Origin of the sequence: Gordonia namibiensis NBRC 108229 (assembly GCF_000298235.1) — a bacterium.
In the GTDB taxonomy this organism is placed as follows: domain Bacteria; phylum Actinomycetota; class Actinomycetes; order Mycobacteriales; family Mycobacteriaceae; genus Gordonia; species Gordonia namibiensis.
In genome coordinates, this window is record NZ_BAHE01000016.1 from 66,302 (window position 1) to 80,794 (window position 14,493).

General features: G+C 66.8%; 15 protein-coding genes and 2 tRNA genes. 11 read left to right on the plus strand and 6 right to left on the minus strand.

Features of this window, described 5'->3' with window-relative positions:
* Positions 1–39: 39 nt before the first annotated feature.
* Complete coding sequence (locus GONAM_RS10600) at positions 40–1,065, minus strand: M48 family metallopeptidase (RefSeq protein WP_006866767.1); 1,026 nt, start codon at positions 1,063–1,065, stop codon at positions 40–42.
* 22 nt (positions 1,066–1,087) lie between these two features.
* Between GONAM_RS10600 and GONAM_RS10605 the strand changes: the two genes are divergently transcribed.
* The 4 genes from GONAM_RS10605 (at position 1,088) to GONAM_RS10620 (ending at position 3,936) form a co-directional block, all read left to right on the plus strand.
* Positions 1,088–1,567, plus strand: coding sequence for a ribose-5-phosphate isomerase (locus GONAM_RS10605; protein ID WP_040536043.1), 480 nt, complete (start codon positions 1,088–1,090; stop codon positions 1,565–1,567).
* A gap of 3 nt (positions 1,568–1,570) precedes the next feature.
* Positions 1,571–2,374: an Fpg/Nei family DNA glycosylase gene (locus GONAM_RS10610; RefSeq protein WP_006866769.1), complete on the plus strand. Its 804-nt coding sequence runs from the start codon at positions 1,571–1,573 to the stop codon at positions 2,372–2,374.
* A gap of 96 nt (positions 2,375–2,470) precedes the next feature.
* The gene (locus tag GONAM_RS10615; protein WP_006866770.1) at positions 2,471–2,908 is read left to right on the plus strand and encodes a cupin domain-containing protein; all 438 of its coding nucleotides are present in this window, start codon (positions 2,471–2,473) and stop codon (positions 2,906–2,908) included.
* A 92-nt stretch (positions 2,909–3,000) separates the two neighbouring features.
* The gene (locus tag GONAM_RS10620) at positions 3,001–3,936 is read left to right on the plus strand and encodes a PE-PPE domain-containing protein (protein WP_006866771.1); all 936 of its coding nucleotides are present in this window, start codon (positions 3,001–3,003) and stop codon (positions 3,934–3,936) included.
* A 101-nt stretch (positions 3,937–4,037) separates the two neighbouring features.
* Here the strand turns inward: GONAM_RS10620 and GONAM_RS10625 are convergent, their stop codons facing one another.
* Both GONAM_RS10625 and GONAM_RS22450 read right to left on the minus strand, forming a co-directional pair.
* A complete protein-coding gene (locus GONAM_RS10625) occupies positions 4,038–4,736 on the minus strand; it encodes a L,D-transpeptidase (protein ID WP_006866772.1) in 699 nt (232 codons plus the stop codon).
* 290 nt (positions 4,737–5,026) lie between these two features.
* A complete protein-coding gene (locus GONAM_RS22450) occupies positions 5,027–5,212 on the minus strand; it encodes a hypothetical protein (RefSeq protein ID WP_006866773.1) in 186 nt (61 codons plus the stop codon).
* Between the two features lie 211 nt (positions 5,213–5,423).
* Between GONAM_RS22450 and GONAM_RS10630 the strand changes: the two genes are divergently transcribed.
* Positions 5,424–5,696, plus strand: coding sequence for a hypothetical protein (locus GONAM_RS10630; RefSeq protein WP_227026249.1), 273 nt, complete (start codon positions 5,424–5,426; stop codon positions 5,694–5,696).
* A gap of 103 nt (positions 5,697–5,799) precedes the next feature.
* On the opposite strand, the gene GONAM_RS10635 is transcribed toward GONAM_RS10630, so the two are convergent.
* Positions 5,800–5,873, minus strand: a tRNA-Gly gene (locus GONAM_RS10635).
* A gap of 197 nt (positions 5,874–6,070) precedes the next feature.
* Here GONAM_RS10635 and GONAM_RS10640 point away from each other — a divergent pair.
* From GONAM_RS10640 to clpX, 5 genes are all read left to right on the plus strand, one after another.
* Positions 6,071–6,144 (plus strand) — tRNA-Pro (locus tag GONAM_RS10640).
* 86 nt (positions 6,145–6,230) lie between these two features.
* Positions 6,231–7,592, plus strand: coding sequence for a trigger factor (gene tig, locus GONAM_RS10645; RefSeq protein ID WP_006866775.1), 1,362 nt, complete (start codon positions 6,231–6,233; stop codon positions 7,590–7,592).
* Positions 7,593–7,849: 257 nt separating this feature from the next.
* Entirely contained in the window at positions 7,850–8,449 is a 600-nt protein-coding gene (locus GONAM_RS10650; RefSeq protein ID WP_006866776.1) for an ATP-dependent Clp protease proteolytic subunit, read from the plus strand.
* Positions 8,450–8,504: 55 nt separating this feature from the next.
* The gene (locus GONAM_RS10655; protein ID WP_006866777.1) at positions 8,505–9,203 is read left to right on the plus strand and encodes an ATP-dependent Clp protease proteolytic subunit; all 699 of its coding nucleotides are present in this window, start codon (positions 8,505–8,507) and stop codon (positions 9,201–9,203) included.
* A gap of 198 nt (positions 9,204–9,401) precedes the next feature.
* Positions 9,402–10,682, plus strand: a complete 1,281-nt coding sequence (gene clpX / locus GONAM_RS10660; RefSeq protein ID WP_006866778.1) for an ATP-dependent Clp protease ATP-binding subunit ClpX — start codon at positions 9,402–9,404, stop codon at positions 10,680–10,682.
* 77 nt (positions 10,683–10,759) lie between these two features.
* Here clpX and GONAM_RS10665 read toward each other — a convergent pair whose 3' ends face one another.
* Complete coding sequence (locus tag GONAM_RS10665) at positions 10,760–13,066, minus strand: FdhF/YdeP family oxidoreductase (RefSeq protein ID WP_040536109.1); 2,307 nt, start codon at positions 13,064–13,066, stop codon at positions 10,760–10,762.
* Between the two features lie 121 nt (positions 13,067–13,187).
* On the opposite strand from GONAM_RS10665, the gene mobA reads away from it, so the two are divergent.
* Complete coding sequence (gene mobA, locus GONAM_RS10670; protein ID WP_006866780.1) at positions 13,188–13,763, plus strand: molybdenum cofactor guanylyltransferase; 576 nt, start codon at positions 13,188–13,190, stop codon at positions 13,761–13,763.
* Positions 13,764–13,824: 61 nt separating this feature from the next.
* On the opposite strand, the gene GONAM_RS10675 is transcribed toward mobA, so the two are convergent.
* On the minus strand, positions 13,825–14,469 hold the full coding sequence (locus GONAM_RS10675) for a TetR/AcrR family transcriptional regulator (RefSeq protein ID WP_040536114.1): 645 nt from the start codon (positions 14,467–14,469) through the stop codon (positions 13,825–13,827).
* Positions 14,470–14,493: the final 24 nt, after the last annotated feature.

Below are 14,493 nucleotides of genomic sequence, written 5' to 3' on the forward strand. Positions count from 1 at the left end.
ACGATTCGCTCTCCGCGAACCCGCTTCCCGAACCCCCGCTCAGAACCTGGGCGGGGGTTCGATGCCGTTCGGGAGCGAACCCGTCGGGACCGTCGCCGGGTGCGCAGGCGGTGGCACGGCCACGACGTTGCCGCTGCCGATGCCGCGCACGATCCGGCGTGGCCGCAGCAACATCGCGCCGGCCCGGGTGCGGTCACGCAGTGCAGCTGCGCGCCAGGTCAGGACGGGATGGGTCGAGATCGCATTGACCAGGTGCACGAAGAAGCCACGTTCGTGGGTGGCGCGGTCGGCGAACTGGTCGAAGTCGACCGCCGACAGCATGTACTTGCCGGCGGCCAGGACGCCGATCGCGCCCGGAGCCCCCGCCGGCTTCGCGTAGTAGCCGTAGTTGTCCGCGGTGTACTCCTGCGCCCGTGACAGGGCGCTGCCGAGCAGAGGGATGTTGGTGCCGAAGACCGTTGCCAGCTGACGCCAGTACGACGTGTGCCCGGCCGCGATGTGCCCGACCTCGTGTCCGATGATGAACTCCAGCGCCTCGGGACTGCGCGCGGCGCCACCGACCTCGAACAGGTCGGAGTAGACGACGACGAACCGGCGGAATCCGTGGCCGGAGGCGAAGGCGTTGATCTGTCCGTTCCCGAGCACGACGTAGGCGTCGGGAACGTACTCCAGCCCGTATCGGGCGGCGGCCTCGACCACCATGCGGTAGCCCTCCGGGAACTGGGTGGGCGTCATCTGCACGCCGTTCACGCGCGGTGTCGCATAGGTCAGACCGCGGATCACGAACAGCAGCAGCGGAAATGCTAAGGCGGCCAGCAGGATCTGGTCCAACATGCCGAGGGCGACGAGGAGCACGATCGCCGCGTATCCCACCGTTGTGGTGAGGATGACGAGGACGAGGACTGGGATCTCCCACGGATGCAGCTGCGGGCGCGCGGCGAAACGAGCCGCGCGAAGCCAGCGTCGTGACGGGTCGGGCGGTGTCTCCGGGAGCGGGTCGGCGACCCCGGGCACGTTCGGGATCGGGTTCGGCAACGCTCGGGGGATGGGCGCAGGCGTGTCCACGCCCTCAATCTATAGTGGCGCCATGCGTGTCTATCTCGGTGCCGACCATGCCGGATTCGAACTCAAGAACCAGATCGCCGACCACCTGACGGCGAACGGACACGAGGTGGTGGACTGTGGCGCCCACGTCTACGACGCCCTCGACGACTACCCGGCCTTCTGCATCGACGCCGCGACCCGGACCGTCGCGGACCCGGGCAGCCTGGGCATCGTGCTCGGCGGCAGCGGAAACGGCGAGCAGATCGCCGCGAACAAGGTGCCCGGCGCCCGCTGTGCCCTGGCCTGGAGTGTCGAGACCGCGCAGCTCGCACGCCAGCACAACAACGCCCAGCTGATCGGCATCGGCGGGCGCATGCACTCCACCGAGGAAGCCCTCGCCATCGTCGACGCCTTCCTGGCCACCGAGTGGTCGGATGAGGCGCGCCACCAGCGCCGCATCGACATCCTCGCCGAGTACGAGCGCACCGGCGTGGCCCCCGAGGTCCCGCAGCCGCCGGCCTGATCGGTGCCCGAAGGTCATACGCTGCACCGGCTCGCCCGCCGGCAACAGCGACTCTTCGGCGGCCGACCGGTTCGGGTGACCAGCCCCCAGGGGCGGTTCGCCGACGGTGCGGCCGCTGTCGACGGGATGACCTTCCACGCCGCGGAGGCGTGGGGCAAACACTTGCTCCACCGCTATCGCGACGGACGGACCGAGCGGATGGTGCACATCCACCTCGGCCTCTACGGCGCCTTCACCGAGCTGACAGCGCCGCCGCCGGAGCCGGTCGGACAGGTCCGGCTGCGTATCGAGACCGAGGACACCGCCACCGACCTGCGCGGACCGACGGCGTGTGAGATCTACCACCCTGCCGACCTCGACGCGCTGATCGCCCGACTGGGTCCCGACCCGCTGCGACGCGACGCCGACCCGGACCGCGCCTGGGCGGCGATCTCCCGCTCGTCGCGACCGATCGGCGCACTGCTGATGGACCAGAAGGTCATCGCGGGAATCGGCAACGTCTACCGTGCCGAGGTCCTCTTCCGTGCCGGTATCGACCCCATGCGCCCCGGGAAGGGCCTCGCCCGAAGCGAATTCGACAAGATGTGGACCGACCTGGTGGCGCTCATGAAGGTGGGCGTGCGCCGCGGCCGGATCCACGTGATCCGGCCCGAGGACGACCACGGGGCGCCGGCGTACGCGGCGAATCGTCCGCGGACTTACGTCTACCGCCGGGCAGGGGAGCCGTGCCGCATCTGCGGCACTCCGGTTCTGCTCGCCGAACTCGAGGCCCGCAAGCTCTACTGGTGCCCGGTGTGCCAGACGTGACGCTTCCCTCAAAAGATGTATGGATAGGCGAACCTCAGTAACATCGCGGAAGTTCGGGATGCACTGCATCCGCGTCGCAATCTGGTGGGGGTAAGCGTGTCGATCGTCGAGGAGTCGCGTGTCCATGCCGGCCTGATCTCGCGTGGTGAGGTGTCGCCGCTGAAGGACGTGCCGTTCCACGGCGCTTCTGATGCGCCGATCTCCCGACGCGTCCTAGCCGGCGGCGATCTGTTCCCCGAGGCCGAGAAGCGGGTCGTCGCCCATGAGATGCGCGCCGTCTCGGCCGCGACCCGGGACTACTGCGAACCCCACGTGCACGACTGTCCCGAGATCAACATCCTCCTCTCGCTCGATCACCTGGTCTACGAGATCACCCTGGGCGACGAGTCGTATGTGGTGGAGGCCCCGGCGAGCATCTACATCCCGGCCGGCCTGAGCCACAGCGCGAACGTGATCGAGGGGAGTGGTTTCTTCATCGCGATCATCGAGACCGCGGACTACGTCGCCAAGCCGCCGCCCGGCGCCACCTTCTGACCTCCATCCGGCGCGGAAGCGTCCGGAGGATCTCAGCGAACCCACAGCGTCGTCTGACGTCCGCTCACATGTGCGGTCGTCACGCTGGATGGGTGTACAGCGACGAGCAGACCCTCGACGACGCCCTCGGGGACGTCTATCGGCCGGCGATCACCGTCCTCGTGGTCGGCGGAACCGGGGAGTCGTACCCGGGCGACGTCCGCACCGAGGTGACCGGTCTCCTCTCGGGCGTGACCGCCGAACTCGACGATCGGTTCTCCTGCCGCTGGGTCGCCTATCCGGCGAGCTACGGCCCGGCGCCCCATCCCGGCGGCATGAGCTTCGCCGACAGTGCGGCGATCGGTTCCCGGCGATTGTCCGAGCTGCTCGAGCAGACCACGGGATCGGTTGCCCTGCTGGGGTACTCGCAAGGTGCCGTGGTGATCCGGGCGGCGCTCGCCGAACTGGGGGCGCGCCGTCATCCCGTTGTCGACCGAGTGATCGGCGTCGGACTCGTCGCGGATCCGCACCAGCCGCCGGGGGCCGTACCCGGATGCGACGGATGGGGTGTCGCGGGTCCCGGGGAACAGTTACCGGCGGGCCTGCCCGTGATGTGGGTGGGCGCCCCCGACGACATGATCTGCAACGCACGCGCCGATTCCCTGGTCCGTGACATTGCCGACCTCACCCGGGCGATGACCTTCGCCGCGCTGGGCCGCTGGGGACGCAGCGCATTCGAGGTGCTGCGCCGCAACGCCTTCCAGAACGCCCGCCGCACCGCGGTGCGCCCGTCGCAGTGGCGGCGGGACATCCACCGACTCGCATCGGCCTGGTGGGAGATCCGCTGTTATCTGCCGTCGGTGATGCGGTTCCTCGGTGTCGCGTGGGCGAATTCGCCGGGCGGACGGCACACCTCGTACGGCCACGAGCCCTATCGACTCGGTTCTGTCACCGATCCCGTCTCGACCGGGTGTCAGGTGATCGCGGGTTGGCTGCAGGTGCAGGCGACGTTCGCCGCCGTTCCCGCGGACGACGTCCGCGCTGCTTGAGGAGTCTCCCGAGTCGCGCGTCACGGCTGTCGTCCGACACCGACAACGAAGGCCGGTCACCGTGGAGGTGACCGGCCTTCGAGGTCTGTTGGAACGCCAGATCAGTTGCCGTTGTACTGGCCGCCGATGGTGTTCCGGACCACGATCGGGGTTCCGCGCGGGACGTTGTCGTAGACCCACTTGCCGAACTCGGTGGTGACGTTGATACAGCCGTGGCTCACATTGCTGTTGCCCTGCTGCGCGACCGACCACGGTGCCGCGTGGATGAAGATGCCGTCCCACGACATGCGGGTCGCGTACTCGACGTAGGTGCGGTAGCCCTCGGCGGAGTCGACCGGCACACCGTACGTGGACGAATCCATGTACATGTCGCGGTACTTCTCCTTGGTGTAGTAGACACCGTTCGGGGTCGGGTGCTTGTCCGAACCCATCGAGATCGGCATGGTCTTGACGACCTCGCCGTTCTTCCACCACGTGATGGTGTGGGTCTTGTCGTCGGCCAGGGCGATGTACCCGGTCGGGGACTTCACGTTCGGGATGGCCGGACCCGCGGGCTTCTCCGGGGTGGTGCTGCTCGACGGCGGCTCCGGGGCCTTCGGGGTGCTCGGTGCCGGCGGCGTCGGCAGGCCCGGGATCACGGGGATCTCGACCGGCGGCAGGCCGGGGATCACGGTGACGGGTGCAGCGTTCGCAACGCCGGGGAGGGCGAGAGCCATGGCCAGGACGCCGACGACGATCCCGCTGAGGCGCCGAGTGGTGCGTCGACGAGACCGCGTGGTCGGCACATTGTTGGTCTGCACTAGTCGTACCTTCGGTTCGATGAATATCTCGCGCTGTACATCTGAAAGCGCGAATCCATCGTTACACAACCGTTGTCTAACGGCCAAGGAATGCAACGACCTCGCCGGCGCCGCGATCGCAAACGGGGCATGCGAGCTGGCAAAAACCCGTGGTGAGCGCATTGACCGCAACCGGAGTGATGGTAGTCACAAACCAATGGCAGACTCCGCCGATCATCTCATCGGCGTACATCATCGCCCCTGTCGTGGTGGTGTCAACAGGATCGGTTGTCCCACAGGGGCGCCGGGACTCAGGCGGGTTGCGGGTGCTCTGTGCGCAGATGCCGCACCGGCTGCGTGCACGCCTCGTCCCGGCACACGAGCATGATGTCGACGCGTTCGAGCCCGGTCTCGGATTCGGTGATGTCCCTGCGTATATACAGCGGTGCGCCGCAGGTCTGACACTTTCGCTGGGTTTTCGTATGTGTGGATGACATGCCCCCACCTTACGCGAGTGTGTCGTGTGTCACAGCTGTGTTTCGGCTTCGCGAACACCGCAAACAGCGTCGTCGGCCGGAGCAATCTGGATGTCGGCACCCGGGAAGGACAGGGCGCGTGCCCGAGAGTGCACGCAGGTCGGGAGACATTTCCGCGCGGAGGGGGGTGCTGACGTCTGCGAATGGAAGACCGAGAGCAATGAACCGACCCTTGACCACCTTGACGTTCGCTGTCGCCACCGCCACCGCCGGGCTTTTCGGTGGCGCGGCACTTGCGAGCGCCGACGCACCATGCACGATGCCCATCGCCAACGGGCAGACCGCCCCGTGTCCGCCACCCGTCATCTCGACGGGTCCGGGGGAGAACGGCGCGGTGAAAGACACACCGGAGACACCGCCTCTGCCGGACCTGCCGCCCTACTACGACTACCCGTACGACTGGTACGAGTTCGGCGATATTCCGTGGCTGGATCCCTTCATCTAGGGATCGGCGGTCGCTGAGCGCACAGAGAAACGAAACGACCCTGGTCCTCGTCTTTCGACGGACCAGGGTCGGATCGTGTCCTCGACCGGGTCGAGGGGTGTGGTGGAGCGGGTGACGGGAATCGAACCCGCGTAGCTAGTTTGGAAGACTAGGGCTCTACCATTGAGCTACACCCGCGTGCTCGCGATCGCCGGGACCGGAGTTCGCCGCGTGCGATGAGTGACTGTACCTGGCGGCGCGCCGGATTTCTAAATCGGGGTGGGTGGCGGTGCGTCCGGCACCCGTTGGTCGAGTCGCAACAGGCGCCACGTACTATCTTCTGTTGGCCCTGATGCGCGGTCGGCCGTGAGGCCTCCACCGCGACCTGAGGACCGCGGGATGTGGCGCAGCTTGGTAGCGCATCCGCTTTGGGAGCGGAGGGTCGCAGGTTCAAATCCTGTCATCCCGACTTGTCGATGTGACCGTGTGGGTCACGGGGGCACACCACCCGAAACCGAACTTTCATCACCACCCCAGATATAAGGAGCAGTAGGCGTGAAGAGCACTGTCGAGCAACTCACCCCGACCCGAGTGAAGCTCAATGTCGAGGTCCCGTTCGAGGAGCTGTCCGCAGACTTCGACCGGGCGTACAAGTCGCTGGCCCAGCAGATCCGGATCCCCGGCTTCCGCCCGGGCAAGGCGCCCGCCAAGCTGATCGAGGCCCGCGTCGGTCGCGACTCGGTCCTGGCGCAGGTCGTCAACGACGCCATCCCCGCCAAGTACTCGGAGGCCATCGCCGAGACCGAGACCAAGGCCATCGGCCAGCCGGAGATCGACCTGTCGGAGCTGAAGTACGGCGAGTCCGTCACCTTCACCGCCGAGGTCGACGTCCGCCCGGAGATCACCCTGCCCGACTACTCGACCCTCTCGGTCGAGGTCGACGCCATCGAGATCGACGACGCAGCGGTCGACGAGCAGCTCGAAGGCCTGCGCGCCCGCTTCGGCACCCTCAAGGGTGTCGAGCGCGGCATCGAGAACGGTGACTTCGTGTCGATCGACCTCGAGGCCACTGTCGACGGCGAGGCCGTCGAGGAGGCCACCACCGAGGGTCTGTCCCACGAGGTCGGCTCCGGCCAGCTCATCGACGGACTCGACGACGCCCTCATCGGTCTGAAGGCCGGCGAGAGCAAGGAGTTCACCACCAAGCTCGTCGCCGGCGACCACGCCGGTGAAGAGGCTCTGGTGAAGGTCACCGTGCAGTCGGTCAAGGAGCGCGAGCTCCCCGAGGTCGACGACGAGTTCGCGCAGATGGCCAGCGAGTTCGACACCGTCGAGGAGCTGCGTGCGAGCCTGGCCGAGCGCGTCGAGCAGTCGGCGAAGCTCGAGCAGGCCAACAAGATCCGCGACGCCGTGCTCGAGAAGCTGATCGAGACCGTCGAGGTCCCGCTGCCGGAGAAGGTCGTCGCCGAGGAGATCGAGGGTCAGCAGCACCAGATCATCCACGCTCTCGGCCACGACGACGAGCAGGTCGCGAAGTTCCTCGAGGCGCAGGGCAAGACCCGCGAGGAGTGGGACGCCGAGGCCCGCGAGGAGGCCGAGAAGTCGGTCAAGCAGCAGCTGCTCCTCGACGCGATCGCCGATCAGCAGGAGACCGAGGTCAGCCAGGACGAGCTGACCCAGCAGATCATCTTCACCGCGCAGCGCTACGGCATGCAGCCGCAGGAGTTCATCCAGCAGCTGACCCAGGCCAACCAGGTCGGCGCGGTCTACGCCGACGTCCGTCGCGGCAAGTCGCTGGCCGGCATCGTCGGCGAGTTCACCGTCACCGACACCAAGGGTGCGACCGTCGACACCTCCGAGTTCTTCGGGGGCAACGACGACGCCGAGTCCGACGAGGCGGCCGACGCCGACAACTGAGTCGACCCGGAGCCTCACCACGCATCACCGATCGCCGGTCCCCGTTCGCGGGGGCCGGCGATCGGCGTCGGGTGCACCGGTCTGCATTCGCCGTTCACAGTGATGACCCGTTCTGCTCTCAGCGAATAGACGTGTCCTCGGGAGTGCCGGTGGGTGTGGATTGGTTAGTGTCGGAGAGGACGTCATCAGACAGAGAACGTGTGCGACGCCGGCGACGGCGCGCACAGGTCATGACAACAAGGCAAAGGTAGGAACCTGTGAGTGAGCCGACCATCCACACACCCTCGATGAGTTCGGGTGTGGCTGGGTTGAACCTGACCGATTCGGTGTTCGAGCGTCTGCTGCGCGAACGCATCATCTTCCTGGGCACCCAGGTCGACGACGACATCGCCAACCGGCTGTGCGCGCAGATCCTGCTGCTCGCCGCCGAGGACCCCACCAAGGACATCCACCTCTACATCAACTCGCCCGGTGGCTCGGTCACCGCGGGCATGGCCATCTTCGACACCATGCAGCTCGCCCAGTGCGACGTCGCCACCTACGCGATGGGCATGGCGGCATCGATGGGTCAGTTCCTCCTCGCGGCCGGCGCCAAGGGCAAGCGCCATGCCCTGCCGCACGCGCGGATCATGATGCACCAGCCGTCCGCGGGTATCGGCGGTACGGCCGCCGACATCGCCATCCAGGCCGAGCAGTTCGCGCTCACCAAGAAGGAGATGAACCGGCTCAACGCCGAGTTCAGTGGTCAGCCGCTCGAGAAGATCGAGGCCGACGCGGATCGCGACAAGTGGTTCACCGCCGAGGAGGCCAAGGAGTACGGCTTCGTCGACAAGGTGATCTCGCGTCCGGGGCAGTGACCCGGTCCCGAGCATTCCGCCACCTCCGAGCCACACCTACTCATTGGAGCAACAGATGACCAACTCCCTTTCCCTGGACGGTATGCCCGCCGAGGTCGCCGCCGGTATCCCGTCGTCGGCGTTGGCGCTCAAGAACATCGAGGCGCGCTACATCCTGCCGTCGTTCATCGAGCACACCCCGAACGGTCAGCGCCAGTACGACCCGTACGCCAAGCTGTTCGAGGAGCGCATCGTCTTCGTCGGCACCCCGATCGACCAGGTCGTGTCGAACGACGTGATGGCCCAGCTTCTCGTCCTCGAGTCGCAGGACCCCGATCGCGACATCACCATGTACATCAACTCGCCCGGCGGCAGCGTTCCCGACATGCTCGCCATCTACGACACGATGCAGTACGTCCACTGCGACATCGTGACGGTGTGCCTCGGTGAGGCGGCCTCGGCCGCGGCGATCCTGCTCGCCGGCGGAACCCCGGGCAAGCGTGCGGCTCTGCCGAACGCGACCGTCCTGATCCACCAGCCGCGCACCGGCGGCGCCTACCAGGGTCAGGTCTCCGACCTCGAGATCCAGGCCGCCGAGATCGAGCGCATCCGCGACCGGCTCGACGAGATCCTGGCCAGCCACACCGGCCAGGACAAGGCGAAGATCCGCAAGGACACCGATCGCGACAACATCCTGACCGCCGCGGCGGCCAAGGAATACGGCATCGTCGACGAGGTCTTCGAATACCGCAAGAAGTCGATGAAGAAGTCCTAGGGACAACCCACAACCAGTACAGAAGTCGCGGGGATTTTCTGTCGCGACATTTGGCCTTATCGGTCGAAGTTCGAGCGGTGCGCGGGTACCGTCGGGTTACTGGGCATTCGGAGGTCGTCAGATCATCCGTGCCCGGCTGCGTGCGACGCGACGGACCACGACGACAGTCCGGCAACGAGGAAGTAGGTACTACGCGAGATGGCACGAATCGGAGACGGCGGCGACCTGCTCAAGTGCTCTTTCTGCGGGAAGAGTCAGAAGCAGGTGAAGAAGCTCATCGCCGGCCCCGGCGTGTACATCTGCGATGAGTGCATCGACCTGTGCAACGAGATCATCGAGGAGGAGCTCGCCGAGAACGGCGACGTGAAACTCGACGAACTCCCGAAGCCCGCGGAGATCCGCGACTTCCTCGAGAAGTACGTCATCGGTCAGGACACCGCCAAGCGCACGCTCGCGGTGGCCGTCTACAACCACTACAAGCGCATCCAGGCGGGGGAGAAGAAGGACTCCCGCACGGGTGAGACCGTCGAGCTGATGAAGTCGAACATCCTCATGCTCGGCCCGACCGGTTGTGGCAAGACGTACCTCGCGCAGACGCTGGCCAAGATGCTGAACGTGCCGTTCGCCATCGCCGACGCCACCGCGCTCACCGAGGCCGGCTACGTGGGTGAAGATGTCGAGAACATCCTGCTGAAGCTGATCCAGGCCGCCGACTACGACGTCAAGCGTGCCGAGACCGGCATCATCTACATCGACGAGGTCGACAAGATCGCCCGCAAGAGCGAGAACCCGTCGATCACCCGTGACGTGTCCGGTGAGGGTGTGCAGCAGGCGCTGCTGAAGATCCTCGAGGGCACGCAGGCGTCGGTGCCTCCGCAGGGTGGGCGCAAGCATCCGCACCAGGAGTTCATCCAGATCGACACCACCAACGTGTTGTTCATCGTCGCTGGTGCGTTCGCGGGTCTCGAGAAGATCGTGTCCGAACGAATCGGCAAGCGCGGCTTGGGTTTCGGCAACGAAGTGGCGAGCAAGGACGAGGTCGACACCTCCGATCAGTTCGCCGATGTGATGCCGGAGGATCTGATCAAGTTCGGGCTGATCCCCGAGTTCATCGGCCGGCTGCCGGTCGTCGCCTCGGTCACCAATCTCGACAAGGCCTCGCTGGTGAGCATCCTGTCGGAGCCGAAGAACGCACTGGTGAAGCAGTACACCCGCCTGTTCGAGATGGACAACGTCGAGCTCGAGTTCACCCAGGACGCCCTCGAGGCGGTCGCCGACCAGGCGATCCATCGTGGCACCGGTGCTCGTGGTCTGCGCGCCATCATGGAAGAGGTCCTGCTGCCGGTCATGTACGACATCCCGAGCCGTGACGACGTCGAGAAGGTCGTCGTCACCGGTGAGACGGTGCGCGACAACGTGTTGCCGACCATCGTCCCGCGCAAGGCGTCGAACGACGAGCGTCGCGACAAGAGTGCCTGACGTAACCGTCTGACAGACAAGAGAAATCCCCGCCCGGTGATCCGGGCGGGGATTTCTCTGTTCTGAGCGAGGGGGCCTCAGGCCGGTTCGAGCCGGACGACCACGGCCTTGGACACCGGGGTGTTGGATTCCTTCGCCACTGCACCCAACGGCACCAACGGATTGGTCTCCGGGTAGTAGGCGGCCGCATTGCCCTGCGGGGTGTCGTAGGCGACGATCTCGAAGCCGCGTACGCGGCGCTCCTCGAGTCCGTTCTCGCCCTCGAACTCCGATACGATGTCGACGAGCTGGCCGTCGTGCAGTCCGAGTGCGGAGATGTCCGCGGGACTGACCATCACCACATGCCGGTTGCCCTTGATCCCGCGATAGCGGTCATCATGCCCGTAGATGGTGGTGTTGTACTGATCGTGGCTGCGCAGCGTCTGCAGGATGAGACGCCCCTCCGGGATGTGCACCCACTCGAGCGGGTGCACCGCGAAGTTGGCCTTGCCGTTCGGGGTGTCGAAGGACCGGTTGTCGCGGGGCGGGTTCGGTAGGACGAAGCCGTCGCTGCGCCGGACGCGGATGTTGAAGTCCTCGAACCCCGGGATCACCCGCTCGATACGATCGCGGATCGTGTCGTAGTTCCCCTTGAGTTTCTGCCACGGCACCGGATGATCGGCGCCGAGCGCAGCGGTGGCGAGGTCGCAGACGATGGCGACCTCGCTGCGCAGATCGGGCGACACCGGCGGCAGTGAGCCTCGGGACAGATGCACCACCGACATCGAGTCCTCGACCGAGACACGTTGGGCGACTCCGTTGATGACGTCGCGGTCGGTCCGGCCGAGGGTCGGCAGGATGAGCGCCGCGCGACCGGTGACGGTGTGCGACTCGTTGAGCTTGGTCGACACCTGCACGGTCAGGGCGCACCGGCGCAGCGCGTCCGCGGTCGCCTCGGTGTCGGGGGTGGCGGAGACGAAGTTGCCGCCCATTCCCATGAACACCCGCACCTTGCCCGCCGCCATCGCGTTGATCGCGGCGACGGTGTCGTACCCGTGCTTGCGGGGGCTGACGATCCCGAACTCGGCATCCTGTGCGGCGAGGAAGGATTCGGGCATCTTCTCGAAGATGCCCATCGTGCGGTCGCCCTGGACGTTGGAATGCCCTCGCACGGGGCACAATCCGGCTCCGACCTTGCCGATCATGCCGCGCAGCAACAACACATTGGTGCCCTCGGCGATCGTCGCCACCGCGTGACGGTGCTGGGTGAGTCCCATCGCCCAGCACAACACGATGCGCTGCGAGGTCCGAACGGCGTCGGCGAGATCGGCGATCTGGGTTCTCGTCAGACCCGTGATGGCGGCGACCTCGTCGATGTCGACGTCGTCGAGCAGGGCGAGGTAGTCCTCGGTGCCTGCGCACGACCCGGTGAGGAACTCGTGGTCGAAGACGGTGCCGGGATTCGCCTGCTCGGCGTCGCGCAGCAGTCGGGCGACACCTCGGAACAGCGCCATGTCGGAGCCGAGGCGCACCTGGAGGAAGTCGTCGGCGAGCTTGGTTCCGTCACCGATGACGCCGCCGACCTTCTGGGGGTCCTTGAACCGCATCAGACCCGCCTCGGGCAGCGGGTTGATCGCGACGATCCGTGCCCCATTGCCCTTCGCCTTCTCGAGCGTGGCCAGCATGCGCGGATGGTTGGTGCCGGGATTCTGCCCCGCGATGAGAATGAGGTCGGCGGCCTCGAGGTCGGGGACGGTCACCGAACCCTTGCCGATGCCGATGGACGTCCCGAGCGCGGCGCCCGACGATTCATGGCACATGTTGGAGCAGTCGGGGAGGTTGTTGGTCCCGAGGCTGCGCGCGAACAGCTGGTAGACGAAGGCGGCCTCGTTGCTGGTCCGCCCGGAGGTGTAGAAGACGGCCTCGTCGGGGGAGGACATCGCGGCGAACTCGTCGGCGATGATGCGGTTGGCCTCGTCCCAGCTCACCGGGCGGTAGTGGGTGTCGCCGGGCGCGAGATACATCGGATGCGCCAGTCGGCCCTGCTGGGAGAGCCAATAACCGCTGCGGGTGGCGAGGTCCTCGACGCTGTGGGCGGCGAAGAACTCCGGGGTCACCGAGCGCTTGGTGGCCTCCTCGGCGACGGCCTTCGCGCCGTTCTCACAGAACTCGGCGTGCTTGCGGTGGCCGGGTGTCTCGGGCCAGGCGCAGCCGGGGCAGTCGAAGCCGTCGCGCTGGTTGAGTTCGAGGAGGGTTCGGGCGGTGCGCACCGGGCCCATCTGCTCGAGTCCGCGCTTGAGCGCCACGGCCACCGCGGGAACGCCGGCGGCCCAGGTCTTCACCTTCTTGCGGTGGACATCGGTGGGCTCGTCGACGCGGAGGTCACCATCAGGGCTACGGCTCATGATGTCCATCTTGCCTCGCCGCGGTGACGGATCACGCACACTGGGTGTTGTGACTCACGACACGGGATCAGACGGTTCGAAACTCGCGGCGATCGTGCTGGCCGGCGGACGGTCGCGGCGTATGGGGAGCGACAAGGCGGCACTGGACTGGGACGGGGAGCCGATGCTCGCCCGGGTCGTCCGGGTCGTGGCGCAACGGTGCGATCCGGTGCTCGTCGTGGCCGGTGAGACGTCGGCGGCTTTCCGCGGCATCGACGACATCCGCGACCGCGCGGCGCCCGGCATCGACCGGGTTAAGGTGCACTGGGTGACCGACGAACAGGAGGGGGCCGGCCCGTTGGGCGGGCTGGTCGCGGGACTGGCAAAGGCTGCGGCCGACGGCGCCGACCTCGCTTTCGTGTGCGCCACCGACATGCCGCTGATCGCGCCCGAACTCATCGACGAACTCCGGCTGGGACTCACCGACTCCGCCCAGGCGGTGATCGCCCGTGACGCGCAGCGCGACCATCCGATGGCGGGGATCTACCGGACCGATGCCGGGCCGGTGATCGCCGATCTGGTGGCCGGCGGTGAGCGCCGGATGCTCGGTGCGATCGAGGCGCTCAACACCTACCGCGTGGGCGTGTCCGACGCCGACTGGCTGGTGAACGTGAACGCGCCCGAGGATCTGCACCGGCTGCGGATGACGACGGGCTGATCACAGCGACGGGCTGATCACAGCGACGGGCTGATCGAAGGCGACGGGCTGATCGACGAGGTCAGTCGCCGGTGGGTGCCGGCGACCCGGCCGTGGAGTATCGGGCGACGGCGGTGCGGACGGCCTCGTCGACCACTTCTGCGACGCGTTCGGCTCCGACCTCCCAGCCCGGCACCAGGAGCGTCGGCCAGAACACGTAGTTGGAGATCATCCCCAGGAACTGGGTGGCGGCGAGCTCCACATCGTCTATCCGCACCGTGCCCGCCTCGTGCTCGGCCAGGAGGTATGCGCGCACGGATTCGAAGTAGGGCATCTTCCCGCGTACGAACTGTGCGTCGGCCAGTTCTGGGAACCGGGGGAGCTCGGCGATGACGATCCGGAACAGGTCGGTCATCCGGGGACGGCACAGCAGTGCGGCGTAGCGGTGACCGAGGACGCTCAACCCGTGGGCGACCTCGCCTGCCGGGGGAGCGGTCTCCTCGTCGTCGATCGACCACGACTCGGTGATCATGGCATCGAAAAGCGCTGCCTTGCTGGGGAATTGCTTGAACAGGGTCGCCCGCGACACGCCGGAGTGTTCGGCGATCCGCGCCAGCGATGTCCGGTCGTAGCCGAGCTGCAGGAAGAGGGCCGTCGCGGCCTCCAGGATCACCGAGCGCTTCTCCTGCGCGATGCGCTGATGGTAGGTCGACACGCCTCTGCTCATGGCCCAGAGCATACGAGGTGAGTG